The following is a 24,668-nucleotide window of genomic DNA, read 5'->3' on the forward strand; positions in this document are numbered from 1 at the left end:
GGTCGGTGGGGCCGTGTGCATGATGGGCCCATGACCCGACTCGAAGGCCTCATCCGGTGACCGACGCCCAGGCAGGCCTCATACGCCCGGCCGACCCCGCGCGCCCCCGCCCCTTCGACGCCGTGCTCACCGATCTCGACGGCGTCATCCGCTTCTACGACATGTCCCGCCTCACGGAGCTTGAGCGCGTGGCCGGGCTGCCCGAGGGGGCCACCGCCGAGATCGCCTTCGCGCCCGAGACCGATCTGCCGCTGATGCTCGGCCGGATCGGCAAGGACGAGTGGGTGGCGGCGATCGCCGCCGGGCTCGCCGAACGCCGGGGGCTCGACGCGGCGCGCGGCCACGAACTGGGGCTCGCGCTGGCCGAGTCGGCGTTCTGGGCCGACCGGACGGTCGTGGACCTGCTGGGCCGCGCCCGCGCCCACGTACCGGTGTCGATCGTCACCAACGCCACGCCCTGGCTGGACGACGACCTGGCGCGGCTCGGCCTGACCGCCCTGGTGGACGACGTCGTCGGCAGCGCCGCGCTCGGCCTGGCCAAGCCCGACCGGCGGATCTACGAACTGGCCGCCGACCGCGTCGGAGCCGCCGTCACGCGCTGCCTGTTCGTGGACGACCGCGAGGAGAACGTGGCCGCGGCGACCGCGCTCGGGATGAAGGGCGTGCTGTACCGCGGGCCGGACGACCTGCGGGCGGCCCTCGCACCGCTGCTCGGCTGACCCGGGCGCCCCACCCCGTGTCGCCCGCCGCCGCGCGCGGCGGCCCCCTCACCAGGCCCGTCCGCCGGAGCGGGGCCATCCGGTTTTCCGGTCCGGGTGGGGCATACGCGCGTCCATCTGTCTGTCCTCCACATCACACGCAGGTCCATGTCACATTCGGGCGGGGATCGATACCGTGGACGTACCGCTTCGTGATCTTCTGGTCGGCGCCGCCGCGTGGCGGGTGACGCACCGCCGTTCTCGGTGTGTCACTGCTTTGACGGATCGCGACGAAGGAATGTGACAGATGGACGGAAGAGATCTCCTTGCGGAGCGCTTCGAGGAGCACCGGCCCCACCTGAAGGCGGTCGCGTACCGCATGCTGGGCTCCCTGAGCGAGGCCGAGGACGCCGTCCAGGAGGCCTGGCTCAAGCTCAGCCGCACCGACAGCGACGCCGTGCAGAACCTGGGCGGCTGGCTGACGACCGTCGTGGGCCGCGTCTGCCTGGACCTGTTGCGCGCCCGCCAGCAGCGCGGTGAGCAGTCGCTCGACGTGCCCGACACCTATGTGCCGGACCCACAGGTCAGCGCGCTGCCGGGGCGCCGCGAGACGGTCGACCCCGAAGAGGAGGCGCTGCTCACCGACTCGGTCGGGCTCGCGCTGCTTGTCGTCCTTGACACGCTCAGCCCGGCCGAGCGCCTGGCGTTCGTGCTGCACGACATGTTCGCCGTGCCGTTCGAGGACATCGCGCCCATCGTGGAGCGGGCCCCGGCCGCGACCCGGCAGCTGGCGAGCCGGGCCCGCCGCCGGGTGCGCGACGCGGCGCCGGTGCCGGACCCGGACCGGGCCAAGCAGCGCGAGGTCGTCGAGGCGTTCCTCGCGGCGGCGCGCGGCGGCGACTTCGACGCGCTGCTCGAACTCCTGGACCCGGACGTGGTGCTGCGGGCCGACGGCGGCGAGGTCGCGGGCCTCTCCCGCCTGGTGCGGGGCGCCCAGGCGGTGGTGGCGGGGGCGCGTTCGTTCGCCACCGTCGCGCTCGCCACGCACCTGGTGCTCGTCAACGGCAGGGTGGGGCAGATGTCGGTGGTGGACGGCAAGCCGTTCTCCGTCGGCGAGTTCACCGTCCGCGACGGCCGGATCGTCGAGATCAACATCCTGGCGGACCACGACCGCCTCGCCGCCCTCCTGGACCCCGCCACGGTCACGGCCGTCACCGGGGAGGCCACGGACTGACGGGAGCCGTCCCCCCCCCCGGCCCCGGGGGACGGCGTCAGCCCACCTGGGTGCGCCGCGTGACCCGCTGGACGTACTCCTTCCGGTCCAGGGGGTTGCGGTCCGTGCGCGGGCGCTCCGGCGGCACCCCGCGCACCGGCTCGTAGCGCGCGAAGGCGGACTCCATCTCGCCCTCGCCGCGCGTGAGTCCGGGCAGGAGCTGCTCCAGCTCGTGCACGCGCGCGGCCGGGACCACGCCGTCGAGTACGTACGCCGAGCCGTGCACCTCCGGGGCGTGCGGCACCGCGCCGATCCGCCCGAGCACGGGCAGCAGGGCGCCGAACACATCGGCGGGCACGGTGAGGCGGAACCGGTGCACCGGCTCGTACACCCGCGTGCCCGCCGCCCGCAGCGCGGCCATGAGGACGAGCGGCGTCAGTCGGCGGAAGTCCCCGGCCGTGCTCGACATGCTCTTGTCGAAGACCGCGTGCGCGTGGCTCTGGCGCGGCCAGTACCCGGAGCGCGTCAGGGTGACGAGGCAGTCGGGGACCTCCCAGCCGTGCAGGCCCTGCCGCAGCGTCTCCCGCACGGTCTCCTCGACCGCCGCGAAGAACGCGTACGGCATCGAGCCCAGCTCGACGCCGAGCCGGAACGCCACCCCGGACCCCGGCGGCGCGGGCTCCACGCGCAGCCCCACCGTGGCGAGGAACGGGTTGGGGTGCGTGTCGATGACCTCGACGTGCGCGCCGGTCCCGACGACCCGCTCCACGCACAGCGCCGTGGTCGCGCGGAAGCCGACGCCGACGCCGAACTCCTCGGCGAGCGTGGCCTCGATGACCTCCTTCTGGACCTCGCCGTACAGCGATACGGAGACCTCCTGGCGCAGCGGGTCCTGGCGCAGGCCGATCAGCGGGTCCTGCTCGGCGAGCCGGGTGAGCGCGGCGTGCAGCGCGCCCCTGTCGCCCGGGCGGCGCGGCTCGACGACGGTTTCGAGGGTGGGCGGCGCGAAGTGCCGCCGCGGCGCGTGCCGTTCCGGTACGGCGCGCACCTCACCGAGCACGTCCCCGATCCGTACGTCGCCGAGCCCCCACACCCGGGCGATCTGCCCGGCGACGGCGGCCTCGCGGCGCACGGCCGCGCCCTGCTCGAAGACGCCGACCGCGGTGACCTTGCCGGGCTCCGCGCGGCCCCCGAAGGGCACCCGGTCGCGCACCCGCAGCGTGCCGGAGTACAGGCGCGCGTACGCCACCTTCTCGCCAGCGGCGCCGCGCTCGACCTTGAAGACGGTGCCCGCGAGCGGCCCCTCGGGGCTGCCGGTGGCCCGGGGCAGCAGTTCCTTGACGGCGTCGGTCAGCGCGTCGAGGCCGGTGCCCGTGATGGCCGAGCCGAAGAGCACCGGGTGCGCCTCGGCCCGCCGCGTCTGCTCCGCCAGGGCCGCGCGCAGGCGCGCGTACGTGAGGGCGGCGTGGTCGTCCGCGACGTAGGCGGCGAGCAGCGCGTCGTCGCGCTCGGCGAGCGCCTCGGCGAGGCGGGCGCGGAAGCAGGCGTCCTCGGGCGCGTGCCGGACGGCGCGCGCGCCCCGCGTGCCGGGGGAGCGCACCGTGCCCAGGGCGACGGCGGCCGGGGTCAGTTTCCGGCCGATCTCGGCGAGTACGCGCTCGATGTCGGCGCCCCGGCGGTCGACCTTGTTGACGAAGACGAGCGTGGGGAGGGCGAGCCGCCGCAGCGTGCGCATGAGCACGCGGGTCTGCGCCTGGACGCCTTCGACGGCCGACACCACGAGCACCGCGCCGTCGAGCACGCTCAGGACGCGCTCCACCTCGGCGATGAAATCGGGGTGGCCGGGCGTATCGATGAGGTTGACCGTGACGTCGTCGAGCGCGAACGACACGACGGCGGACTTGATGGTGATCCCGCGCCGCCGCTCCAGGGCGAGCGAGTCGGTGAGCGTGCTGCCGTCGTCGACGCTGCCGAGCTCGTCGACGACACCGGCGGCGTGCAGGAGCCGCTCGGTCAGGCTGGTCTTACCGGCGTCTACGTGCGCCAGGATGCCCAAGTTCAGGATGGGTGAAGGGGTGTGCGATGGCACAGGGCGTCATGTCCTCGTGATGGGGGGCGATTCCTTTCCGGTGGGACATGGACGTCTGGCGCATCTGGGGTCTCCTGGTCGGGGAGGTACGGACGGGACACGACCAGTGCAGCAGGGGGCGCGACGAGAGGGCAACCGATTTCCGCGGCCGCGGACCGGGCCGTTGAAGGGGGAGCCGAGCGTGCCGCCGATCGGGTCACCGAGGCGCTGGGCAGCCGGGCCACGGCAGGGCGGAGGCATGGCGAAGGGGCCCGGCCGGATCGCTCCGGCCGGGCCCCTCCACCGTGTGAACCGCCCTGGGATCAGGCCTTCTTGGTCTCCCAGAAGATGCGGTCGATCTCGGCGATGAGCTCAAGGGCCTTCTCGCCGGTCTTCGGGTCCGTGGACCCCTTGGCGGCCGACAGGGCCTTCAGGGTGTCGTTGACCAGCACGTGCAGCTGCGGGTACTTCTCGAAGTGCGGCGGCTTGAAGTAGTCGCTCCACAGCACCGAGACGTGGTGCTTGGCGAGCTCGGCGCGCTGCTCCTTGATGACCGTGGCACGGGCCTGGAAGTGCGGGTCGTCGTTCGCGGCCATCTTCTCCTGCACGGCCTTGACCGACTCCGCCTCGATGCGGGCCTGGGCGGGGTCGTACACGCCGCAAGGCAGGTCACAGTGGGCGCTGGCCTTGACCTTGGGGGCAAACAGGCGGGAAAGCATTCAGCTGTCCTTCCTCGTGATCGTCTTCTCAGGTGGGACATTACTCCGTGAGAGACGCGTTTTCGCGAGTGCCCCCATGGGCTTAGGACAAAAGTCCAGGGTCACACTGGAACTGGTGGAGGATGGGACCGGGAGGTTGTCTGATGCCGGAAATGACGGCAGACGGGCGGGAGACACGCGTGCCGTTCCAGTTGATCGAGGTCGACGGACCGTCGATGGTGCCCACGCTGAATCCGGGGGACTGGATGCTGGTGCAGCACGGCGCGCGGGTGCGGCCCGGCGACGTGGTGATCCTGCGGCATCCGCTGCAACAGGACCTGTTGGTGGTCAAGCGCGCGGTCGAGCGGCGGGACGGCGGCTGGTGGGTGCTCGGCGACAACCCGTACAACACCGGCGGCGACAGCAACGTCTACGGAGTGGTGCCCGAGGACCTGGTGCTCGCCCGGGTGCGGGGGCGCTTCCGGCCGCTCGGCAGGTTCCGCGAGGAGCGTGAGGCCCTGGGGCGGCGTCAGCTCTCGCTGACGGCGCTGGTCTCCTGGACCTTCTCCGCGGTGCGTCCCGTGCTCGCCGACCGCTCGCTCTCCAGGCGCTTGCGCGCGCGGTAGGCCGCCACGTTCGCGCGAGTCGCGCAGCGGTCGGAGCAGTAGCGCCGGGAGCGGTTGGTCGAGGTGTCCAGATAGGCGTTGCGGCACGGCGCCGCCTCGCACAGGCCGAGCCGGTCCACGCCGTGCTCGGTGAGGTGGAAGGCGAGGCCCATGGCCGCGATCGCCGCGTACCCGGCGGTGACGTTGGACGGGTGGTCGGCCAGGTGCATGTGCCACAGCGGGCGGCCGTCGTCGTCGCGGTAGTCGTGGCCGGAGATCTGCGGGCTCACCGGGAACTCCAGGAGCAGGGAGTTCAGCAGGTCCACGGCGAGGGTCTCGTCGCCGCCGTCCGCCGCCTCGAAGACCGACCTGAGCCGTGCCCGCACCGAGCGGAAGCGCGTCACGTCCGAGTCCGTGGCGCGCCGGGCCGCCTGCTGGTTGGCTCCGAACAGCTCGCGGACCGCCTCGACCGACGTCAGCGTGTCCTTGTTGCGCGCCGGCTCCTCGGTGTTGACCAGACGTACGGCATAGTCCGAGTAATAGGCCAGTTCCACTTGTAGTCCTTACCGGGGCGGGCTATCTTCGTCTGCGGGCGTGGTAACAGTCGATATTCAATCGCGGGTGTTACCTGTCGAGGTTAATCGAGGGTAGTACGGGACGGAGGGCTTCCGGTGACGGAAACGGCTAGCGGTACGGGATTCGGAACCGACTGGCGTGCCTGGCAGGACAGCTGGGACCGGCAGCAGGAGTGGTACATGCCGGACCGCGAGGAGCGGTTCCGCGTCATGCTCGACATGGTCGAGGCCCTGGTCGGCCGCGAGCCGCGCGTCCTGGACCTCGCGTGCGGCACGGGTACCATCACGGCCCGGCTCCTGGCCAGGTTCCCCGGGGCCACCAGCGTCGGCGTCGACCTCGACCCGGCCCTGCTCGCCATCGCCGAGGGCACCTTCGCGGGTGACGACCGGGTCACCTTCGTGACCGCGGACCTGAAGGACCCGGACTGGGCCGCGCAGCTGCCGCACGACTCCTACGACGCCGTGCTCACCGCCACCGCCCTGCACTGGCTGTTCAGCGAGCCGCTGGCCGCGCTGTACCACCAGCTCGGCGGGCTCGTCCGCGACGGCGGCGTCTTCCTCAACGCCGACCACATGCCCGACCCGACGACGCCGCGTCTCAACGCCGCCGACCGCGAGCAGCGCCACGCCCGCCAGGCCGCGGCCCGGGCCGCGGGCGCCCTCGACTGGGCGGACTGGTGGGCGATCGCCGCGCAGGACCCGGTGCTCGCGGGGCCCACCGCCAAGCGCTTCGAGATCTACGGAGAGCACGCGGACGGCGACACCCCGCCCGCCGAGTGGCACGCCCGCACCCTGCGCGAGGCGGGCTTCGCGGAGGCCCGCACGGTGTGGTCGTCGCCGTCGGACGCGATGGTCCTAGGGCTGAAGTAGGGACTTCGCGCGCTCGGCAGGAAGGGGCGGGGCCGGATCCCCAGGATCCGGACCCGCCCCTTCCACGGCTTCGAGGGCCCTTGCGGCACCCCGCGAGGGCTACAGCACCTTCGACAGGAACGACTTCGTCCGCTCGTGCTGCGGATCCGTCAGGACGTCCCTCGGGTTCCCGGACTCGACCACCACACCGCCGTCCATGAAGACGAGGCTGTCGCCGACCTCGCGCGCGAAGCCCATCTCGTGCGTGACGACGACCATCGTCATGCCGGACTCGGCGAGGTCGCGCATCACGTCGAGCACGTCACCGACGAGCTCCGGGTCGAGCGCCGACGTCGGCTCGTCGAACAGCATCAGCTTCGGGTCCATCGCCAGGGCGCGGGCGATGGCCACGCGCTGCTGCTGGCCGCCGGACAGCTGCGAGGGGTAGTTCTTCGCCTTGTCGGCGAGCCCGACCCGCTCCAGGAGCTGCCCCGCGCGCTCCCGCGCCGCCGCCTTGGACTGGCCCTTGACCTGGATCGGCGCCTCCATGACGTTCTCCAGGGCCGTCATGTGCGGGAAGAGGTTGAAGCGCTGGAAGACCATGCCGATGTCCCGGCGCTTCATGGCGACTTCGCTGTCCTTCAGCTCGTACAGCTTGTCGCCCTTCTGCCGGTAGCCGACCAGCTCCCCGTCGACGTAGAGACGGCCGGCGTTGACCTTCTCCAGGTGGTTGATGCAGCGCAGGAACGTCGACTTGCCGGAACCGGAGGGGCCGATGAGGCAGAACACCTCGCCGGACTTGACCTCCAGGTCGATGCCCTTGAGAACCTCTACGTGGCCGAACGACTTGTGGACGTTCTCGGCCTTCACCATCGCGGTCATCAGCGCACTCCCGAGCGGTTGCCCAGCGAAACCATATTGGCCTTGATCTTCTGCCAGGGGGTGTCCGGCAGGCTGCGCGAGGAGCCGCGCGCGTAGTACCGCTCCAGGTAGAACTGGCCGACGCTGAGGATCGACGTCATGATCAGGTACCAGGTGGCGGCGAGGAGCAGGGCCTCGACCGTGGCGCCCGAGGAGGTGCCGATGTCCTGGGCGTAGCGCAGGAGCTCGTAGTACTGGACGGCCGCCACGAGGGAGGTCGTCTTCAGCATGTTGATGACCTCGTTGCCCGTCGGCGGCACGATCACGCGCATCGCCTGCGGGATGATGATGCGCCGCAGCGTCTTGCCGTGGCTCATGCCGAGCGCCTGCGAGGCCTCCGTCTGGCCCTCGTCGACCGAGAGCAGACCGGCGCGGCAGATCTCCGCCATGTACGCGGCCTCGTTCAGACCGAGGCCCAGCAGCGCCGTCAGGAACGGCGTCATGAAGTCCGACCACTCGTCCTGGTAGATCGGCCCGAGGTTGATGTACTCGAAGACGAAGCCCAGGTTGAACCAGACGAAGAGCTGGACCAGGACCGGCGTGCCCCGGAAGAACCAGATGTAGAACCACGCGATCGACGAGGTCACCGGGTTCTTCGACAGGCGCATCACCGACAGGAGCACACCGCCCACGACGCCGATGAGCATCGAGAGGACCGTGAGGACCAGCGTCTCGCGGACACCCTTGAGGATGCGCTCGTCGAAGAAGTTGTCGGGGATGGCGTCCCAGTTGATGTCGCCCTGGGAGAAGGCGTAGATGATCGCGCCGAGTACGCCGAGGGCGAGCACGCCCGCCACGTAGCGGCCGTAGTGCCGCACCGGGACGGCCTTGATGGCCTCCGGCGCGGAGCGTGGCGGCTCGTCCTTGGGGCCGGGCGAGCCCGACTTGGTGATGTCCGTTGTCACGGGTGGTGCCTTTCAGCGACGAGGTGTGACGAGGGGTGCGGCAGGGTGCGTGCCTGCCGCGGGCCTCCGGCGGCTTCCGCCCTCCGGTGGCCGCGGGCCTGCCGCGGCTTCGGCCCTGCGCGGGCCTTCGGCGGCAGCGCGGCCGCCGAAGGCCGGGCTGCGCCGTCGGCGTGCCGGTGGCCCCGGGGCCCGCTTGCGGCCGTCCGGCGGCTTCCGTCGGTCTTGCGGTGGCTCGGGCCCGGCGACCGGTGGCCGCTGGCCCGACGGGGGCCTGCCGCGGGGGCCGCGGCCGTCGACGGGCCGCGGCGGGCGGTCAGGCGCCGCTCACTTGCCGCCGTTGACCTTGGCTTCCTTGACCGCGCCGGCCTCGACGCCCCACTCCTTGATGATCTTCTCGTACTGGCCGTTCGCGATGATCGCGCCGAGCGCGGCCTTGATCGCGTCGCGCAGCTTGGTGTTGTCCTTGGAGATCGCGATGCCGTACGGGGCCGCTTCCACCTGCTCGCCCACGAGCTGGAAGTCCTTGCCGCCGCCGGAGGTCTTCACCGCGTACGCCGCGACCGGGAAGTCCGAGGAGCCCGCGTCCGCGCCGCCCGAGCGCAGCCGGGTCTGGGCCTGCTGGTCGTTGTCGAAGGACTCGATGGAGATCTTCTTGCCGCCCTTGCACTTCTTCGACTCGGCCTTGGCCATGTCGTGCGAGACGGTGCCGCGCTGGACCACGATCTTCTTGCCGCAGAGGTCGGACCAGGTCTTGATGCCCTGGTCCTCGCCCTTCTTGGTGTAGATCGAGACGCCCGCGATGAAGTAGTCGACGAAGTCGACGCCCTTGCCGACCTTCTTGCCGGTCTCCTCGTCGACGCCCTCCTGGCGGTTCTTGGTGTCCGTCATCGCCGACATCGCGATGTCGTACCGCTTGGAGCGCAGACCGCCGAGGAGCGTGTCGAAGGTTCCGTTGTCGAACTGGAACTCCACGCCGAGCTGCTTGCCCATGGCCTCGGCGATGTCGGGGTCGATGCCGACCGTGTCGCCGTTCTTGTCCTTGAACTCGACCGGCGGGTAGGCGATGTCGGAGCCGACCTTGATGACGCCCTTGTTGCGGATGCTCGCGGGCAGCATGTCGGACAGCGGCGCGTCGACGACCTTCTTGCCGCCGTCGCCCTTCTTGTTGTCCCGCTGGTCGCCGCATCCCGTCAGGAGCAGCGAGCCGGCGACCGCGATCGCGCCGACAGCGACGATCCGGGACTTCGCGGACTTCGCGGCGGTCGTGCGACAAGTGGTGCTTGCGGTCATAGGGGTCCTCCGGCGGATGGGGAGTAGCCATGGGTCTGACATGGGGTCGTGCACACACCTTCGGGCGTCGCGACCTCGTGTGATGGTGCATCTTGCCATTCGGACCGTCCGATTCTGGGGGCCGGAGATGTCAAAATCGGATAACGGGTGATCCGGCGACCACAACGGGCCGGTACGCCTTGCTCATTGACGTGGTGGGGCGAAGCGGTGGCAACCGCGGGATAACCACCCAATCTCGCTATGCGGACCCGCCGAACGGACCTTTGCGTCATAGCGGGATAAGTCCCTGGCCTCCGCGTGCCCGTCCCGGGCCGGAAACCCGCCGTTCACATGGGGCTGCGACAGATATGGCTCGTCGGCGGCGGGAGGCATCCGGTAGAAAAGACGGTTACACCCCTCATCCGGGGCCAGGGCGCGTGTGCGGCGCGCCCACGCGTCCGTTACGTACCTCCCGTACCGCTTCGCCGACAGGCGGAGGGTCGCGGGCCGCGAGGCCCGGGGCCTCAGCGCGGACGCGGTTCCCGCCCCACTTCTCCACCAGGAAGTGGTCCACCCTCAACCATGAACACTTAAGGGGTCAGACACAGTGGCAGCGGAGATCGTCAATCCTCGCAGCGACAGCGGTACGAGTACCGGTCACGAAGGCGCCGACGAGCCCTTCGATCCGGCCTTCGCCCTGCATCGCGGCGGCAAGATGGCCGTGCAGGCAACCGTCCCGGTGCGGAACAAGGACGACCTGTCCCTCGCGTACACGCCCGGCGTGGCGAAGGTGTGCAGCGCCATCGCGGAACAGCCGGAGCTCGTCCACGACTACACCTGGAAGTCGAACGTCGTCGCCGTCGTCACCGACGGCACGGCCGTGCTCGGCCTCGGGGACATCGGGGCGGAGGCCTCCCTTCCGGTGATGGAGGGCAAGGCCATCCTCTTCAAGCAGTTCGGCGGCGTCGACGCCGTGCCGATCGCCCTCGGCACCACCGACACGGACGAGATCATCGAGACCGTGGTGCGGCTCGCCCCCTCCTTCGGCGGGGTGAACCTGGAGGACATCTCCGCGCCGCGCTGCTTCGAGATCGAGCGGCGCCTCCAGGAGCGGCTCGACATCCCGGTCTTCCACGACGACCAGCACGGCACGGCGGTCGTCACCCTCGCCGCGCTGCGCAACGCGGCACGGCTCACCGACCGGACGCTCGGCGACCTGCGCGCCGTGATCTCGGGCGCGGGCGCGGCGGGCGTCGCCATCGCGAAGTTCCTCCTCGAAGCCGGGCTCGGCGACGTCGCGGTCGCGGACCGCAAGGGCATCGTCAGCCGGGACCGGGACGACCTCACCCCGGTCAAGCGGGAGCTCGCGGAGCTCACGAACAAGGCGGGCCTGAGCGGCTCCCTGGAGAGCGCGCTCGCCGGTGCGGACGTGTTCATCGGCGTCTCCGGCGGTACGGTCCCCGAGGCCGCGGTGGCCTCGATGGCGCCGAACTCGTTCGTGTTCGCCATGGCCAACCCGAACCCCGAGGTGCACCCGGACATCGCCCACAAGTACGCCGCCGTGGTGGCGACGGGCCGTTCGGACTACCCGAACCAGATCAACAACGTCCTCGCCTTCCCCGGCATCTTCGCGGGCGCGCTCCAGGTGCGGGCCTCCCGGATCACCGAGGGCATGAAGATCGCGGCCGCCGACGCGCTTGCCGACGTGGTCGGGGACGAGCTCTCCGCCGCGTATGTCATCCCCTCCCCGTTCGACGAGCGGGTCGCCCCCGCGGTCACCGCGGCGGTCGCCGCGGCGGCCCGGGCCGAAGGGGTCGCCCGGCGCTGACGCCTTGGCCCCACCTCGCTGGGCGGGGTGGGGCCTTGCGCTGTCCGGCTGCGGGCCGCAGGCGCGGCGCCCTGTGCGGGGTGTGGCCCGGGCTCGGGGCCTGGGCTGGGAGCTTCGGGCTACGGAGGCTTGGCCGGGGGCTTCGGAGGCCCGGGCGGCTTGGGGCCTGGGTGCGGGGGCTGGAGGTGCGGAGTGGGGAGCCGGGGCCTCGGGCGCGGGGCCGGAGGGTGCGGTGCGGGGGCCGGAGGCCGGGTGCGGGCGCGGGGGCCGGGACCGGAGGCGCGGGGCCGGGGGCCGGGTGGGCGCGGCGTGGGTCAGACCCGTGGGTCACACCCGTGGGCCGTTCCCAAGGCTCAGAGGTCGGAGGCCGGAGGCGCGGCGGGGGACAGGGGGCCGGGCGCGGGGGCCTGGGGTGCGGGCTTCGGAGGCTCGGTGGGGCCTGGGGCGCGGGCCGGGTGGGGGCCGGGTGGGCGCGGTGTGGGTCACACCCGTGGGCCGTTCCCAAGGTCCAGGGGCCGGACTACGGTCGGCGCCATGTTCGCTGCCTACGCCGCCCGCATCGACTCCACGCACCCCCTCAACGGCCTTGAGCTGGGTGACCGACCCGCCCCCGAGCCCCGCCCCGGCTGGTCCACCGTGAACGTCAAGGCCGCCTCCCTCAACCACCACGACCTGTGGTCCCTGCGCGGGGTCGGCCTCGATCAGGACAAGCTCCCGATGATCCTCGGCTGTGACGCGGCCGGGACCGACGAGGACGGCAACGACGTCGTCCTGCACTCCGTCATCGGCCAGTCCGGCCACGGCGTCGGCCCGCACGAGCGCCGCACCATCCTCACCGAGAAGTACCAGGGCACCTTCGCCGAGCAGGTCTCCGTGCCCACCTGGAACGTCCTGCCCAAGCCCGCGGGGCTCTCCTTCGCCGAGGCCGCCTGCCTGCCCACGGCCTGGCTCACCGCCTACCGCATGCTGTTCACCAACGCGGGCGTACGTCCCGGCGACTCGGTCCTCGTCCAGGGCGCGGGCGGCGGCGTCGCGACCGCCGCGATCGTGCTCGGCCGGGCGGCGGGCCTCAAGGTCTTCGCCACCAGCCGCGACGAGGCCAAGCGCAAGCGGGCCGTGGAGTTGGGCGCGGTGGAGGCGCTGCCCGCGGGCGCGCGGCTGCCGCAGCGGGTCGACGCGGTCATCGAGACGGTCGGCGCGGCCACCTGGTCGCACTCGATCAAGTCGCTCCGCCCCGGCGGCACCCTGGTGATCTCCGGCGCCACCAGCGGCGACCGCCCCTCGCACGCCGAGCTGACCCGGGTCTTCTTCCTGGAGCTGCGCATCGTCGGCTCCACGATGGGTACGAAGGACGAGCTCGAAGACCTGCTCGCGTTCTGCGCGAACACCGGCGTGCGGCCCGTCATCGACGAGGTCCTGCCGCTGGACCGGGCCCGGGAGGGCTTCGCGCGCCTGGAGGCGGGTGACCAGTTCGGCAAGATCGTACTGACGGTCTGAGCGTCCCGGAGCCTCCCCGCCCACCCCTCTTCATGTCAACCAGGGTTGACGCGAAGAGGGGTGTCAACCTACGTTGACATCCATGACCGAAGCAACGGATCTCGCCGAGCGCGCGGGCGACCGCGATCCCCGGGTCGGGCTGCGTGCCGTCACCGCGCTGCGGCGTCTCGTGGAGCAGCTCGAGGCAGTCCAGGTGCGCAGCGCCCGCCAGCAGGGCTGGTCGTGGCAGGAGATCGCCGCCGAACTCGGCGTGAGCAGGCAGGCCGTGCACAAGAAGTACGGGAGGCAGTGATGTTCGAGCGATTCACGAGAAGTGCCCGGGCCGTGGTCACCGGCGCGGTCGAGCACGCCGAGCGGACGGGCGCCGATTCCATCGACGACAGCCATCTGCTGTTGGCCCTGCTCGACCGGCGGGGCAGCCGCGCCTCCTTCGCCCTGGCGGCGCTGGGGGCCGACCGGCGGCGCAAGGAGATCGCCGAGGCGCTGGCCGAGGCCCGCCGCCGGGGCGGTCTCACCCAGGCGGACACCGAGGCGCTCGCCGGGCTCGGCATCGACGTCGAGGAGATCGTCGCCCGGGTCGAGGAGACCCATGGGGCGGGTGTCCTCGCGAGCGTCGGGGAGGGCCGGGCGCGCAAGGGGATCGGCGCCTGGCTCGGCCATCGCGGCTTCACCCGGGATGCCAAGGACACCCTGGAGCGGGCCCTGCGGATCGCCACCGCGAACCGGGCGCGCACCATCGGCGACGAGCACATCCTGCTCGCCCTGACGACCCGCCCCGGCATCGTGGCGGAGGTCCTCGGCGACCGGGGCGTGACACGTGAGGCGTTGGACCGGGTGCTGGCGTAGGCGCGGGCGGGGCGCGGTCCTGAGGTGCGGGTTGGTGGCGTGGCCTGGAGCGTGGGTCGGTGGTGTGGCCGGGGGCCGGGGTCCTCAAGGGTGGCCCCGTGGTGTGGTCGGGTGGCGCAGGCCGGAGGCTCGGCAGTGTGGTCGGGCGGCGCGGGCCGGAGGCGTGGCTCGGCGGTGTGGGTCCGGTGGTGTGGTCCGGGGCGCGGGCTCGACGGGCCCGGCCTTCGGGTGCCGCCGAGCGCTCCCGGCAGCGTGGGCCCGTGGCGCGGCCAGGGGTGTGGACTCGGCGGGCCCGGTTCGCCGCGTGGCCTGGGTGCGCCGGGCGCCCCGGGCGCTCCCGGGCCGGGCCCGCCGCCCGTCAGGGCTTGGGCAGCCGCAGTATCGCCGTGACATGGGCCGCCGCTTCCGAGAGGTGGCGGCGGGCCTCGCGGAGCTGGTCCGGGGATACCCCGTGGTCGCGGGCCGCGTCTCGGACGTCGTCGCGGAAGCGGTCGAGGAGCCGCTCCAGGTCGCGCGCGGGGTCCGCGCCCGTCGCCTCCTCCTGGGCCCAGTCCGGCAGATACTCCACCGGCACCTGGGCCTGCGGCGACGTGAACACGGGGCCCGGCGCGGACGCCTCGTCCTGCTCGGGTGCCCCTTCTCGCCCTGATGCCGTGGCCGTGCCGGAGGCCTTGCCCGCCCCGGAGGCCTTGCTCGTGTCAGAGGCCCTGCCCGGCTCGGACGCCGTGTCCTGGCCGGAGGCCTCGCCGTGCCGGGGGGCCTTGGCGCGCTTGCCCTCCGGGTCGCCGAAGCCGAAGTCCACGAAGTCCTTGCCGAACTCCCTGCCGAAGTCGCCGACCTCCTTGGCCAGCTCGGCGAGCCCTTCCCGCACCCCGGTGGGCCAGTCGCCGCGCGCGAAGTGCTCCTGCACATGGTCCTGCACCCGCTGGGCCATGCGCTGCCACTCCTCCCGCGCCTCCTCGTGGGCCTGCTCCCGTGCGTCCTTGGCCTGGCGGCGGGCCCGCTGGGCCTCCTCGCGGGCCCGGCGGCTCTCGTCCTTCGCGCGCCGCGCCTGCTCCTTCCACTCCTGGCGGGCGCGGCGGACCTCCTCCTTCGCCTGGCGCCAGCCCTCGCTGTCCGTCCACGCGCCGTCGAAGAGGTCACCGAGGCCCGAGTGGCCCGCGCCGGTCCTGCCCGCCGTCCGGGCCTGCTGGGCCGCGGCCCGCATCTCGCGCCGCAGCTCGCCCGCCGCGCCCTGCACGCCGTCGCGGATCTCGGCGGCCAGCTCGGCGACCGACTCGCGGATCTCCAGCTCCAGATCGGCCAGCTCACCGCTGCGGCTGGCGAGCTCGGCACGGCCCGCGTCCGTGATCGAGTAGACCTTCCTGCCGCCCTCCGTGGTGTGGGTGACCAGGCCCTCCGCCTCCAGCTTGGCCAGGCGGGGGTAGACGGTGCCCGCCGATGGCGCGTACAGCCCCTGGAAGCGCTCTTCGAGGAGGCGGATCACCTCATAGCCGTGGCGCGGGGCCTCGTCCAGGAGCTTGAGCAGATACAGGCGCAGACGGCCGTGGGCGAACACGGGGGGCATCTCAGAGCACCTTCTTGTCGGTCGGGGCGTCGGCGGCGGTGTCCGCCTCCGGGGTGCCGGTCGGGGTCTCGGGCCCGGCGTCGGCCGGGGGAGCCGAGGGCGGGGCGTCCGTCGGGGCGGCAGTCCGCGGGGGCTCGCCGGTCTCGTACCGATCTTCCTCTACCGTCGGCCTGCGCAGAAGCGCGATCGAGCCGGAGACCGTCGTCGCCTTGAGCTGGCCGCGGCCGGATCCGAGCCTGCCGGTGATCTTCTTCGCGCCCCAGTGGCCGGTGATCCTGAGGTCCTCGAAGTCGCTGGAGACCGAGCCGCTCGTGGTGTCCGCCTCCACGTCCGCGTGCCCCGGGTGGGGCAGCCGGATGGCGATCTCACCCGAGACGCTGCTGAGTCCGACGTCGGCACGACCGCCGACCGGGTCCAGATCCAGGATCATCGAGCCGCTCACCGATTCGGCCCGAACGGAGGACCCTGCTCCGTCGACGACCGTCAGGTCGCCCGAGACCGAGTTGAACCGCAGCTCCCCGGTGATGCCCTGTGCCTCGACGGCGCCCGAGACCGTCTCGGCCCGGACCGGCCCGGTCAGACCGACCAGGGTGGAGTCGCCCGAGACGCTCCGCACCTCCGCCCGGCCCTCGATCCCGGTGACCACCGCGCCCGCGCCGACCACGCCCACCTCGACCTGGGTCCCGGCCGGGACGGCCAGCGACACCACCGCGCTGCGGCGCGCGCCCTTGGGGGTGAGCCAGCCCAGGAGGCCCTTCCAGGGCAGGTCCTCGTACACGACGGACAGGGTGCCGTCGGAGTGCGTCACGACGAGTGGGGGACCCGAGATCTCGGACACCTCAAGCCTTCCGGTGTCGTCGCTCGTGCCCACCACGTTCACCGTGCCGTTCACGACGCGGACGCGCAGGCGCTTCACCGGCGCGTCGAACGTCAGCTTCCTGGGCTCATCGACGGACCACTTCGGCATGGTGACTGACCTCCTGGGGCGGCTCGAACGCAACGCGCCATATCGCATCCTTGACTAGACACGATATATCGCGGATACGGAAAGTCAAGATGTACTTCTTCGCCGGAAACGGGAGGTCGCCGTTCGGCGGCGTCGCCCGGCGCCTCGGCGGTATCGGACGCCGCAGGCCCGAGCGCCAAACGGCAGGGTTTGTCCTAGCGTGGGGCCATGTCCTCCGAGTCGACCCCCGCCCGCGCGACGGACGCCGCCGACGCCGCCTCCTCTCCCGGTGCGCTGCTGCTCTGCCGGGCCCGGCCGGACTCCGTGGAGACGGTCGCCCAACTGCTGCGCGAGCGGATGCTGCTCGCGCCCGCGGGTCCGGAGTGGAGCGTGCTCGTGCCCGAGGGCAAGCCGTGGCTGGAGGGCGGCGAGCCGGTCGACAGTGTGCTCGCCGGGTGGGCGACCGCGCTCGCCGTCGGCTCGCCGTGGCCGGTTCTCGCGCTGTGGTGGGACGCCGACCGCTCCGGCTGCACGCTCGCGGCGGGATTCAGGCGGACGGTCGGCTATGTGTGGCTGGCGAACGGCACCCCGGTCGGCGAGGACGAGGCGATGCGGACGTTCGCCGCCCGGCTCGGCCTCGACCCGGTGCTCGACATGCAGGCCCTGGACACGCTGACCCGCCCCGACTCGGAGGCCGACGCGCGGGCCCGGCTGCGCGGTCTCATCGCTGTCCTCACGCGCGTGGGGGTCGAGCTGCCGCCCGGCCTGCGCCCCGGCGAGTCGGCCGACCGGCTACGGGAAGTGGCCCGCGTCCTGGACGGCGTACGGCACGTCGAGTGGTCGGGCTGGCGCGACGCGGTGCGCGCCGAGCTCGACGCGGTGGAGAGCGGCCCGCTGGGCCCCTGGCTGCGCGGGCCGCGGGCGCGGGCCCTCGCGGGTGCCCAGCTCGCGGCGGGCGTGCCGCTCCTCGCCTGGTCCCTGTGGCGGCGCGGCGGTGGCGGCTGGGCGGTGGCGGGCCTCGTCCTCGTGGTGCACGGGGCGCTGGGGTTCGCCTACGACCGGGCGCGGGAGCGGGACTAGCCGCGCCCCCGGCCCGGCCTTCGCGCGCCTTCAGTGGGCCGTGCCGCCCGTCAGCGTGTCCGTACCGCGTCGAGGACCAGGCCGAGGAGCCGGTCCGGGCGCTGCGGGTCCTCGGGCGTCCGCTCGTCCGTGCGTGCCGTCGACAGGGCGATGCCGACGACCAGGTGCAGCAGGTCGGAGGGGCTCAGATCGGGGCGTGCGGCGCCCGCTCGCTGAGCGCGGGTGAGGAGCACCGCCACGGCGTCGTGGAGGCGCTGGTGGCAGTCGATGCCCAGGGCGCCCGACTCCTCCAGCTGCTCGACCAGCAGGGCGCCGCCGAGGCCGTGGTTCACGCGCGCGTGGACGAGGAACGCGTGCAGCCACTCCACGAGGGCGTCGTAGGCGGAGTCCGCCGTCAGGAGGTCCTGCGCACGGCCGCACAGAGTGTCGATGCGGTCCTTCAGGACGGCCGCCAGCAGTTCGGGCCGTCCGGAGAAGTTGCGGTACAGCGTGCCGGGTCCGACGCCCGCGCGGCGGGCGATGTCGTTGAGGGACGCCTCGGGCCCCGCTTCGGCGAAGGCCTCCCGCGCGGCGGCGACGATGCGCTCGCGATTGCGGACGGCGTCCGCGCGCGGGGCGCGGCCGTGGGACGGGGCGACGGCCTGGGGGGCTGGTGCCCGCCCTGGGGGCTCGGTCATCTCTGCGTTCCAGGGGGGTCGGGGTAGCTGTCCGGAGAACTTCTCCGTATCGTACCTCCACAGCTATCCGGAGAGGTTCTCCGGTAAGAGTGGGAGGTGTCGACGTGCGAGGACTCCGCGGAACGGACGGGCTCGGGCGGGTCGGTGTCTGGACCTTCGCCTTCGAAGGGCAGCCCGCCGGACGGGTGCGCGAAGCGGCCGCCGAGATCGAGGAACTGGGCTACGGGGCCCTCTGGTACGGGGAGGCGTTCGGCCGCGACACGGTGGGGCAGGCCTGGCTGCTGCTGTCCGCCACGCGGCACCTCCCGGTCGCCTCCGGGATCGCCAACATCGCCTACCGCGAGCCGCTCGCCATGGCCAACGCCGAGCGGACGCTCGGGGAGGCATTCCCCGGGCGGTACGTCCTCGGGCTCGGCGGACACCGGGTCGACGGCACCGTCATCGAAGTGGACGGCTATCGCGTCCCCGCGCGCGGGAGGGCGGTGACGACCATGAGGGCCTATCTGGACGCCATGGACGCGGCACCCGCGCACGGGCCGGTGCCGGACTCCGCTCCCCGTCGGCTCCTCGCCGCGCTGGGCCCGAAGATGCTGGGGCTCGCGGCGGAGCGCACCGGGGGAGCGCACACGTACTTCGTACCCGTGGAGCACACCGCGCGCGCCCGCGCGGCCCTCGGGCCGGACGCCTTCCTCGCCGTGGAGCAGGCCGTCGTCCTCGACACGGACCGGGCACGGGCGCGGGCCGTGGCCGAGGAGCACGTCGCCGGGTACGCGCGCGTGCCGCACCAGGTGGCGAGCCTGCGGCGGCTCGGGTTCGACGACGACGACCTGCCGCCCGGCGGGCCGAGCCGCAGGCTCGTCGACGCGATCGTCGCCTACGGGGATGCCGACGTGCTCCACGCGCGCGTACGGGAACACCTGGACGCCGGGGCGGACCACGTGTGCGTCCAGGTCCTGACGGCCGACGGGGCGTTCCCGCTGCGCGAGTGGCGCGAGCTCGCGCCGGCGCTAACGGCGGTGCCCGCGCGCCCCTAGGGCGTACAGCTCCGCCCACTGCTCCGCGGTGAGGTCCTTGGGCAGCCGCGCCGGGCCGATGCCGTGGCGGTCGAGCCACTCCTTCACGGCCCGCCTGGGGAGCTCTGGGCAGGCGGTGGCGACGATCCGGGGCAGGCCCCGGCCCCGGCCGGTGAAGACGCGGTGCACCAGGTCCTGGTAGGCCTTCAGGGCCGCGCGGTCGATGAGCGGACGGTCGCGGCGGGCGATCGTCAGCAGGCCGCCGTCCACGTTCGGGCGCGGCCGGAACGCCCCGGCGGGGACCCGCCGCGCGAGCGTGAACGCGTACCAGGGCCACCATTGGGCCGTCATCAGCGTGGCCCCGCCGACGCCCGCCCGGCGGCGCGCGACCTCCCACTGGACCAGCAGGACGGCATCCGTCCAGGCCGGTGCGCGCAGGATGCGGCGGAGCATCGGCGTCGTCTCGTGGAAGGGCAGGTTCCCGACCAGGACGTGCGGGGTCGACGGCGTCGCGTAGCGCAGGAAGTCGGCGGCGACGATCGTCGTCGAGCGGTTCGTGCGGCGCTCCAGGCGCGCGGCGCGACGGGCGTCGATCTCGATGCCCGTCAGGCTCCGGCCGAGCTCCTGGAGGGGCAGCGTGAGGGCGCCGTCACCCGTGCCGATCTCGACGATCGGCCCCCGGGTGCGGGCCACGAGGCCTACGAAGGCGTCGATCGTGGCCCGGTCGGTGAGGAAGTTCTGGCCGAGCTCATGACGGCCGTGGTGGTACGAGGGGGTGGTGGTGCGGTGCGTGCGCACTGGGACTCCGCGGCTTCGAGGTGAGCCGGGCAGCACGAGGTGCCGCTCGGCGCTGACGCGCTGAAGCGGCGGAGCGTTCCGTTCCTGATGGCCACGGGGACGCGGGGCGTCCGGGGGCGCGGGAGAGGTCGACCGCCGCTACGGGCGGCGGTGCCTTGTCACCGCGCAGGCGGCGCTGGGTGCGATTCCACACATGCCCCGCACGGTAGGCCGCTCGCGGGGCGGGCGGCAAACGGTTTTCGGAGCCGGGCGGCCCGGGGCGCCTCGCCGGAACCGGCGCGCCCGGCTGTTGGTCGCCTGCCGGTTCGTCGTGGCTCGTCGCGCAGTTCCCCGCGCCCCTTCGGGGCGCTGGTCGGTCGCGCTCGCGCGGCGGAGCCGCATATCGGCACAGCCCCGCGCCCCTTCGGGGCGCTGCCAGGCCGCGGCCCCGGGACCCCTACTCGTCCTCGTCCTCGTCGTCCAGGCGGGCCAGCCATGTCGCCAGGCGCTCTACTGGCACCTCGAAGTCCGGGTTGAGGTCCACGAACGTGCGGAGCTGCTCGGCCAGCCACTCGAAGGTGACCTCCTCCTCGCCGCGCCGCTTCTCCAGCTCCTCGATGCCACGGTCGGTGAAGTACAAAGTCATGCTCCTGACGAGACGGGATGTGCCCGTTCATCGTAGGCCGCGACGCCGGTGGGCCCGGCCCCGAGTCCGAGAACTCGGGGCCGGGCCCACCTTCCGTACGACCGTGCCGGGGCCTAGGCCTCGAACACCTCGCGCACCAGCTGCTCCTGCTCGGCCTGGTGCCGCTTGGCGGAGCCGACCGCCGGGGCGGAGCCGTGCGGCCGCGAGATGCGGCGCAGGCGCTCGCCGTGCGGGATGTCGGCGCCGACCGCCAGGTCCAGGTGGTCGATCAGGTTGAGGGCGATGAACGGCCACGCGCCCTGGTTCGCCGGTTCCTCCTGGGCCCACAGGTACTTCTCGGCGTTCGGGTGCTTGGCGATCTCCGCCTGGAGCTCGGCACCCGGCAGCGGGTACAGGCGCTCGATGCGGATGATCGCGATGTCCGTCGCGCCGCGCTTCTGCCGCTCGGCTTCCAGGTCGTAGTAGAACTTGCCCGCGCAGAACACGACCTTGCGGACCGCGGCCGGGTCCACCGTGGTGTCGCCGATGACGGGGCGGAAGCCGCCCGTCGTGAACTCCTCCGTCTTCGAGGCGGCGGCCTTGAGGCGCAGCATCGACTTCGGCGTGAAGACCACCAGCGGCTTGTGGTGCGGGTTGTGCACCTGCCACCGCAGGAGGTGGAAGTAGTTCGACGGGAGCGTCGGCATCGCGACCGTCATGTTGTTCTGGGCGCAGAGCTGGAGGAACCGCTCGGGGCGGGCCGACGAGTGGTCGGGGCCCTGGCCCTCGTAGCCGTGCGGCAGGAGGAGCGTGACGCCGGACGTCTGCGCCCACTTCTGCTCGGCCGACGAGATGAACTCGTCCACCACGGTCTGCGCGCCGTTCACGAAGTCGCCGAACTGCGCTTCCCACATGACGAGCGACTCGGGGCGGGCCAGCGAGTAGCCGTACTCGAAGCCCATCGCCGCGTACTCGGACAGGAGCGAGTCGTAGACGTTGTAGCGGGCCTGGTCCTCGGAGAGGTACTGGAGCGGGGTGTAGTCCTCGCCGGTCGTCTGGTCCACGAGGACGCCGTGCCGCTGGCCGAAGGTGCCGCGCCGGGAGTCCTGGCCCGCGAGGCGGACCGGGGTGCCCTCCATCAGCAGGGAGCCGATGGCGAGGGTCTCGCCCATGCCCCAGTCGATCGTGCCGTCCTCGACCATGGCCGCACGGCGCTGCAGCTGCGGCAGCAGGCGCGGGTGCACGGTGATCCGGTCGGGGATGTTGACCTGGGACTCGGCGATCCGCTTGACGATCTCCTGGGAGACCGCGGTGTCCACGGACACGGGGAACTCGGTCTGCGGGGCCGGGACCTCGGCCGGAACCGGGGTCGTGGTGGCCTCGCGGACCTCCGTGAAGACCTTCTCCAGCTGGCCCTGGAAGTCCTGGAGGGCCTGCTCGGCCTCTTCCAGGGTGATGTCGCCGCGACCGATCAGGGACTCGGTGTAGAGCTTGCGCACCGAGCGCTTCTTGTCGATCAGGCTGTACATCTGCGGGTTCGTGAACGACGGGTTGTCGGTCTCGTTGTGCCCGCGGCGGCGGTAGCAGATCAGGTCGATGACCACGTCCTTGTTGAACGCCTGCCGGAACTCGAAGGCCAGGCGGGCCACGCGGACCACGGCCTCCGGGTCGTCGCCGTTCACGTGGAAGATCGGCGCCTCGATCATGCGGGCCACGTCGGTGGAGTACATCGACGAGCGCGCGGACTCCGGCGGGGCCGTGAAGCCGACCTGGTTGTTGATGACGATGTGGACCGTGCCGCCCGTGCGGTAGCCGCGCAGCTGCGACATGTTGAGCGTCTCGGCGACCACGCCCTGGCCCGCGAAGGCCGCGTCTCCGTGGAGGGCGACCGGCAGGACGGTGAAGTCCGTGCCCCCCTTGTTGATGATGTCCTGCTTGGCGCGGGCGACGCCCTCCAGGACCGGGTCGACCGCCTCCAGGTGCGAGGGGTTGGCGACCAGGGAGACCTTGATCTGCTCGCCGTCCAGGCCCGTGAAGGTGCCCTCGGCGCCCAGGTGGTACTTCACGTCACCGGAGCCGTGCATCGACTTCGGGTCGAGGTTGCCCTCGAACTCGCGGAAGATCTGCGCGTACGACTTGCCGACGATGTTCGCGAGCACGTTCAGACGGCCGCGGTGGGCCATGCCGATGACGACCTCGTCCAGGCGCGACTCGGCCGCGGAGTCGATGACCGCGTCGAGCAGCGGGATGACGGACTCGCCGCCCTCCAGGGAGAAGCGCTTCTGGCCGACGTACTTCGTCTGCAGGAAGGTCTCGAACGCCTCCGCCGCGTTCAGCCGGCGCAGGATGCGCAGCTGCTCCTCGCGCTCCGGCTTGGCGTGCGGGCGCTCGATGCGGTCCTGGAGCCACTTGCGCTGCTTCGGGTCCTGGATGTGCATGAACTCGATGCCCGTGGTGCGGCAGTACGAGTCGCGCAGGACGCCGAGGATGTCGCGGAGCTTCATCATCGACTTGCCGGCGAAGCCGCCGACGGCGAACTCGCGCTCCAGGTCCCAGAGCGTCAGGCCGTGCTCGGTGATGTCCAGGTCCGGGTGCTTGCGCTGCTTGTACTCCAGCGGGTCCGTGTCGGCCATGACGTGGCCGCGGACGCGGTAGGAGTGGATCAGCTCGAAGACCCGGGCGGCCTTCGTGACGTCGTCGTCGTGCGAGGCGTCGATGTCCTTGAGCCAGCGGACCGGCTCGTACGGGATGCGCAGCGCCTCGAAGATCTCGTCGTAGAAGCCGCCGTCGCCGAGGAGGAGGTTCGCGACGATCCGCAGGAACTCGCCGGAGGCGGCGCCCTGGATGACCCGGTGGTCGTACGTCGAGGTCAGGGTCATGACCTTGGAGATGCCCAGCTTGTTCAGGGTGTCCTGGGAGGTGCCCTGGAACTCGGCCGGGTAGTCCATGGAGCCGACGCCCATGATGACCGACTGGCCGGGCATGAGGCGCGGCACGGAGTGGACGGTGCCGAGGCCGCCGGGGTTGGTCAGGGAGACCGTGACGCCGGTGAAGTCGTCCATGCCGAGCTTGCCGTCGCGGGCGCGCCGGACGATGTCCTCGTAGGCCTGCCAGAACTCGAAGAAGTTCAGGGTCTCGGCCTTCTTGATGCCCGCGACGACCAGCTGGCGGTCGCCGTTGGGCTTCACCAGGTCGATGGCGAGGCCGAAGTTGATGTGCTCCGGCTTGACCAGCGTCGGCTTGCCGTCCTTCTCCGCGAAGGAGTAGTTCATCGACGGCATGGCCTTGATGGCCTGCACCATCGCGTACCCGATGAGGTGCGTGAAGGAGATCTTCCCGCCGCGGGCGCGCTTGAGGTGGTTGTTGATGACGATGCGGTTGTCGAACAGCAGCTTCACCGGGACCGCGCGCACGGACGTGGCCGTGGGCACCTCCAGGGAGGCGTTCATGTTCTTCGCCACGGCGGCCGAGGGGCCGCGCAGGGTCACGTACTCGGGACCGGCGGGCGCCTCCGTCGCGGGCGCGGCCTTGGCCGCGGGCTGCGCGGCTGCGGGCTTCGCCGCGGCGGCGGGCTTGGCGGCGGGGGCCGGGGCCTTCGCGGCGGGCGCGGGCTGCGCGGCGGGCGCGGCCGGGGCCGGGGCGGGGGACGTGGTGGGCGCGGCCCCCGCGGCCGCGTCACCCGCCGGCTTGGCCGGAGCGGCCGCGACGGACGCGCCTACCCCTGGCTTGTAGTCGGCGAAGAAGTCCCACCAGGCACGGTCGACCGAATTCGGGTCCTGGAGGTACTGCTGATAGATCTCGTCGACGAGCCACTCATTGGGACCGAACGCGGCAGCAGGGTTCTTGCCCTGCGCTTCTTGGTCGGTCGAAGTGCTCGAGTTACTGGGGGACTGTGGCGACACGGCGGCAACCGCCCTCTTCCGCTTCACAAGGTGATGGACAGCGGAAATAAAGGCTACGCCTCCATCGACGCCAGGTGCAGGCCGGGCCGGTCATCCGTCGCGTAAGTCA

The 24,668-nt window shown here is 72.3% G+C and carries 22 protein-coding genes; 10 read left to right on the top strand and 12 right to left on the bottom strand.

Annotation, left to right across the window (positions count from 1 at the left end; all coding sequences use genetic code 11):
- Positions 1–56 precede the first annotated feature (56 nt).
- Together ACIG3E_RS17820 and ACIG3E_RS17825 are read left to right on the top strand one after the other, a co-directional pair.
- Positions 57–719, top strand: coding sequence for an HAD-IA family hydrolase (locus ACIG3E_RS17820; protein WP_399616849.1), 663 nt, complete (start codon positions 57–59; stop codon positions 717–719).
- Positions 720–1,005: 286 nt separating this feature from the next.
- Positions 1,006–1,932, top strand: a complete 927-nt coding sequence (locus ACIG3E_RS17825) for a sigma-70 family RNA polymerase sigma factor (RefSeq protein WP_399616852.1) — start codon at positions 1,006–1,008, stop codon at positions 1,930–1,932.
- A gap of 37 nt (positions 1,933–1,969) precedes the next feature.
- On the opposite strand, the gene ACIG3E_RS17830 is transcribed toward ACIG3E_RS17825, so the two are convergent.
- Together ACIG3E_RS17830 and sodN are read right to left on the bottom strand one after the other, a co-directional pair.
- Entirely contained in the window at positions 1,970–3,976 is a 2,007-nt protein-coding gene (locus ACIG3E_RS17830; protein ID WP_399617793.1) for a GTP-binding protein, read from the bottom strand.
- 326 nt (positions 3,977–4,302) lie between these two features.
- Positions 4,303–4,698 (bottom strand): superoxide dismutase, Ni, encoded by a 396-nt coding sequence (gene sodN, locus ACIG3E_RS17835; RefSeq protein WP_144320877.1) that lies wholly within the window; start codon positions 4,696–4,698, stop codon positions 4,303–4,305.
- A 143-nt stretch (positions 4,699–4,841) separates the two neighbouring features.
- Between sodN and sodX the strand changes: the two genes are divergently transcribed.
- Entirely contained in the window at positions 4,842–5,303 is a 462-nt protein-coding gene (gene sodX, locus ACIG3E_RS17840; protein WP_138961747.1) for a nickel-type superoxide dismutase maturation protease, read from the top strand.
- Here sodX and ACIG3E_RS17845 read toward each other — a convergent pair.
- Entirely contained in the window at positions 5,207–5,836 is a 630-nt protein-coding gene (locus tag ACIG3E_RS17845; RefSeq protein ID WP_399616857.1) for a CGNR zinc finger domain-containing protein, read from the bottom strand. The two genes, sodX and ACIG3E_RS17845, sit on opposite strands and share 97 nt — an antisense overlap.
- Positions 5,837–5,953: 117 nt before the next feature.
- Here ACIG3E_RS17845 and ACIG3E_RS17850 point away from each other — a divergent pair, with 117 nt between their 5' ends.
- Positions 5,954–6,727: a class I SAM-dependent methyltransferase gene (locus ACIG3E_RS17850; RefSeq protein WP_399616859.1), complete on the top strand. Its 774-nt coding sequence runs from the start codon at positions 5,954–5,956 to the stop codon at positions 6,725–6,727.
- Positions 6,728–6,826: 99 nt separating this feature from the next.
- Here ACIG3E_RS17850 and ACIG3E_RS17855 read toward each other — a convergent pair whose 3' ends face one another.
- The 3 genes from ACIG3E_RS17855 to ACIG3E_RS17865 all read right to left on the bottom strand — a co-directional run bounded on the left by ACIG3E_RS17855 (position 6,827) and on the right by ACIG3E_RS17865 (position 9,822).
- On the bottom strand, positions 6,827–7,588 hold the full coding sequence (locus ACIG3E_RS17855) for an amino acid ABC transporter ATP-binding protein (RefSeq protein ID WP_399616862.1): 762 nt from the start codon (positions 7,586–7,588) through the stop codon (positions 6,827–6,829).
- Positions 7,588–8,532, bottom strand: a complete 945-nt coding sequence (locus ACIG3E_RS17860; RefSeq protein WP_138961750.1) for an amino acid ABC transporter permease — start codon at positions 8,530–8,532, stop codon at positions 7,588–7,590. The genes ACIG3E_RS17855 and ACIG3E_RS17860 overlap by 1 nt, the downstream gene beginning before the upstream one ends.
- A 324-nt stretch (positions 8,533–8,856) precedes the next feature.
- On the bottom strand, positions 8,857–9,822 hold the full coding sequence (locus ACIG3E_RS17865) for an ABC transporter substrate-binding protein (protein WP_399616865.1): 966 nt from the start codon (positions 9,820–9,822) through the stop codon (positions 8,857–8,859).
- 586 nt (positions 9,823–10,408) lie between these two features.
- Between ACIG3E_RS17865 and ACIG3E_RS17870 the strand changes: the two genes are divergently transcribed.
- The 4 genes from ACIG3E_RS17870 (at position 10,409) to ACIG3E_RS17885 (ending at position 13,972) form a co-directional block, all read left to right on the top strand.
- Positions 10,409–11,629 (top strand): NADP-dependent malic enzyme, encoded by a 1,221-nt coding sequence (locus tag ACIG3E_RS17870; protein WP_399616868.1) that lies wholly within the window; start codon positions 10,409–10,411, stop codon positions 11,627–11,629.
- A gap of 534 nt (positions 11,630–12,163) precedes the next feature.
- Positions 12,164–13,126 (top strand): zinc-binding dehydrogenase, encoded by a 963-nt coding sequence (locus tag ACIG3E_RS17875; protein ID WP_138961753.1) that lies wholly within the window; start codon positions 12,164–12,166, stop codon positions 13,124–13,126.
- An 82-nt stretch (positions 13,127–13,208) separates the two neighbouring features.
- Positions 13,209–13,418 carry a helix-turn-helix domain-containing protein gene (locus tag ACIG3E_RS17880; protein WP_030687611.1) on the top strand — a complete coding sequence of 70 codons (210 nt, stop codon included), beginning with the start codon at positions 13,209–13,211 and terminating at the stop codon, positions 13,416–13,418.
- The gene (locus ACIG3E_RS17885) at positions 13,418–13,972 is read left to right on the top strand and encodes a Clp protease N-terminal domain-containing protein (protein ID WP_399616873.1); all 555 of its coding nucleotides are present in this window, start codon (positions 13,418–13,420) and stop codon (positions 13,970–13,972) included. Before ACIG3E_RS17880 ends, ACIG3E_RS17885 begins: the two co-directional genes overlap by 1 nt.
- Positions 13,973–14,330: 358 nt before the next feature.
- Here ACIG3E_RS17885 and ACIG3E_RS17890 read toward each other — a convergent pair whose 3' ends face one another.
- On the bottom strand, positions 14,331–15,539 hold the full coding sequence (locus tag ACIG3E_RS17890) for a helix-turn-helix transcriptional regulator (RefSeq protein ID WP_399616875.1): 1,209 nt from the start codon (positions 15,537–15,539) through the stop codon (positions 14,331–14,333).
- A 1-nt stretch (position 15,540) separates the two neighbouring features.
- Positions 15,541–16,506 (bottom strand): DUF4097 family beta strand repeat-containing protein, encoded by a 966-nt coding sequence (locus tag ACIG3E_RS17895; protein ID WP_399616878.1) that lies wholly within the window; start codon positions 16,504–16,506, stop codon positions 15,541–15,543.
- A gap of 207 nt (positions 16,507–16,713) precedes the next feature.
- Between ACIG3E_RS17895 and ACIG3E_RS17900 the strand changes: the two genes are divergently transcribed.
- Positions 16,714–17,565: a hypothetical protein gene (locus tag ACIG3E_RS17900; protein ID WP_399616880.1), complete on the top strand. Its 852-nt coding sequence runs from the start codon at positions 16,714–16,716 to the stop codon at positions 17,563–17,565.
- A 50-nt stretch (positions 17,566–17,615) separates the two neighbouring features.
- Here the strand turns inward: ACIG3E_RS17900 and ACIG3E_RS17905 are convergent, their stop codons facing one another.
- On the bottom strand, positions 17,616–18,242 hold the full coding sequence (locus tag ACIG3E_RS17905) for a TetR/AcrR family transcriptional regulator (protein ID WP_399616882.1): 627 nt from the start codon (positions 18,240–18,242) through the stop codon (positions 17,616–17,618).
- 104 nt (positions 18,243–18,346) lie between these two features.
- Here ACIG3E_RS17905 and ACIG3E_RS17910 point away from each other — a divergent pair, with 104 nt between their 5' ends.
- Positions 18,347–19,276: a TIGR03620 family F420-dependent LLM class oxidoreductase gene (locus tag ACIG3E_RS17910; protein ID WP_399616885.1), complete on the top strand. Its 930-nt coding sequence runs from the start codon at positions 18,347–18,349 to the stop codon at positions 19,274–19,276.
- On the opposite strand, the gene erm is transcribed toward ACIG3E_RS17910, so the two are convergent.
- The 3 genes from erm to ACIG3E_RS17925 all read right to left on the bottom strand — a co-directional run bounded on the left by erm (position 19,250) and on the right by ACIG3E_RS17925 (position 24,559).
- Positions 19,250–20,053 carry a 23S ribosomal RNA methyltransferase Erm gene (erm, locus tag ACIG3E_RS17915; RefSeq protein ID WP_399616887.1) on the bottom strand — a complete coding sequence of 268 codons (804 nt, stop codon included), beginning with the start codon at positions 20,051–20,053 and terminating at the stop codon, positions 19,250–19,252. The genes ACIG3E_RS17910 and erm overlap by 27 nt on opposite strands.
- A 436-nt stretch (positions 20,054–20,489) precedes the next feature.
- A complete protein-coding gene (locus tag ACIG3E_RS17920; RefSeq protein WP_003961784.1) occupies positions 20,490–20,672 on the bottom strand; it encodes a DUF6104 family protein in 183 nt (60 codons plus the stop codon).
- A gap of 119 nt (positions 20,673–20,791) precedes the next feature.
- Positions 20,792–24,559: a multifunctional oxoglutarate decarboxylase/oxoglutarate dehydrogenase thiamine pyrophosphate-binding subunit/dihydrolipoyllysine-residue succinyltransferase subunit gene (locus tag ACIG3E_RS17925; protein ID WP_399616889.1), complete on the bottom strand. Its 3,768-nt coding sequence runs from the start codon at positions 24,557–24,559 to the stop codon at positions 20,792–20,794.
- Between the last annotated feature and the right edge of the window lie 109 nt (positions 24,560–24,668).

The organism is Streptomyces sp. NPDC053474, assembly GCF_044544845.1.
Classification (GTDB): domain Bacteria; phylum Actinomycetota; class Actinomycetes; order Streptomycetales; family Streptomycetaceae; genus Streptomyces.

What these genes read in the sequence shown, in the direction of transcription:
- sodN (WP_144320877.1), bottom strand. Translation starts at nt 4,698, where the DNA reads ATGCTTTCCCGCCTGTTTGCCCCCAAGGTCAAGGCCAGCGCCCACTGT.
- ACIG3E_RS17900 (WP_399616880.1), top strand. Translation starts at nt 16,714, where the DNA reads ATGTCCTCCGAGTCGACCCCCGCCCGCGCGACGGACGCCGCCGACGCC.
- sodX (WP_138961747.1), top strand. Translation starts at nt 4,842, where the DNA reads ATGCCGGAAATGACGGCAGACGGGCGGGAGACACGCGTGCCGTTCCAG.
- ACIG3E_RS17880 (WP_030687611.1), top strand. Translation starts at nt 13,209, where the DNA reads ATGACCGAAGCAACGGATCTCGCCGAGCGCGCGGGCGACCGCGATCCC.
- ACIG3E_RS17855 (WP_399616862.1), bottom strand. Translation starts at nt 7,588, where the DNA reads ATGACCGCGATGGTGAAGGCCGAGAACGTCCACAAGTCGTTCGGCCAC.
- ACIG3E_RS17895 (WP_399616878.1), bottom strand. Translation starts at nt 16,506, where the DNA reads ATGCCGAAGTGGTCCGTCGATGAGCCCAGGAAGCTGACGTTCGACGCG.
- ACIG3E_RS17875 (WP_138961753.1), top strand. Translation starts at nt 12,164, where the DNA reads ATGTTCGCTGCCTACGCCGCCCGCATCGACTCCACGCACCCCCTCAAC.
- ACIG3E_RS17825 (WP_399616852.1), top strand. Translation starts at nt 1,006, where the DNA reads ATGGACGGAAGAGATCTCCTTGCGGAGCGCTTCGAGGAGCACCGGCCC.
- ACIG3E_RS17890 (WP_399616875.1), bottom strand. Translation starts at nt 15,539, where the DNA reads ATGCCCCCCGTGTTCGCCCACGGCCGTCTGCGCCTGTATCTGCTCAAG.
- ACIG3E_RS17865 (WP_399616865.1), bottom strand. Translation starts at nt 9,822, where the DNA reads ATGACCGCAAGCACCACTTGTCGCACGACCGCCGCGAAGTCCGCGAAG.
- ACIG3E_RS17885 (WP_399616873.1), top strand. Translation starts at nt 13,418, where the DNA reads ATGTTCGAGCGATTCACGAGAAGTGCCCGGGCCGTGGTCACCGGCGCG.
- ACIG3E_RS17905 (WP_399616882.1), bottom strand. Translation starts at nt 18,242, where the DNA reads ATGACCGAGCCCCCAGGGCGGGCACCAGCCCCCCAGGCCGTCGCCCCG.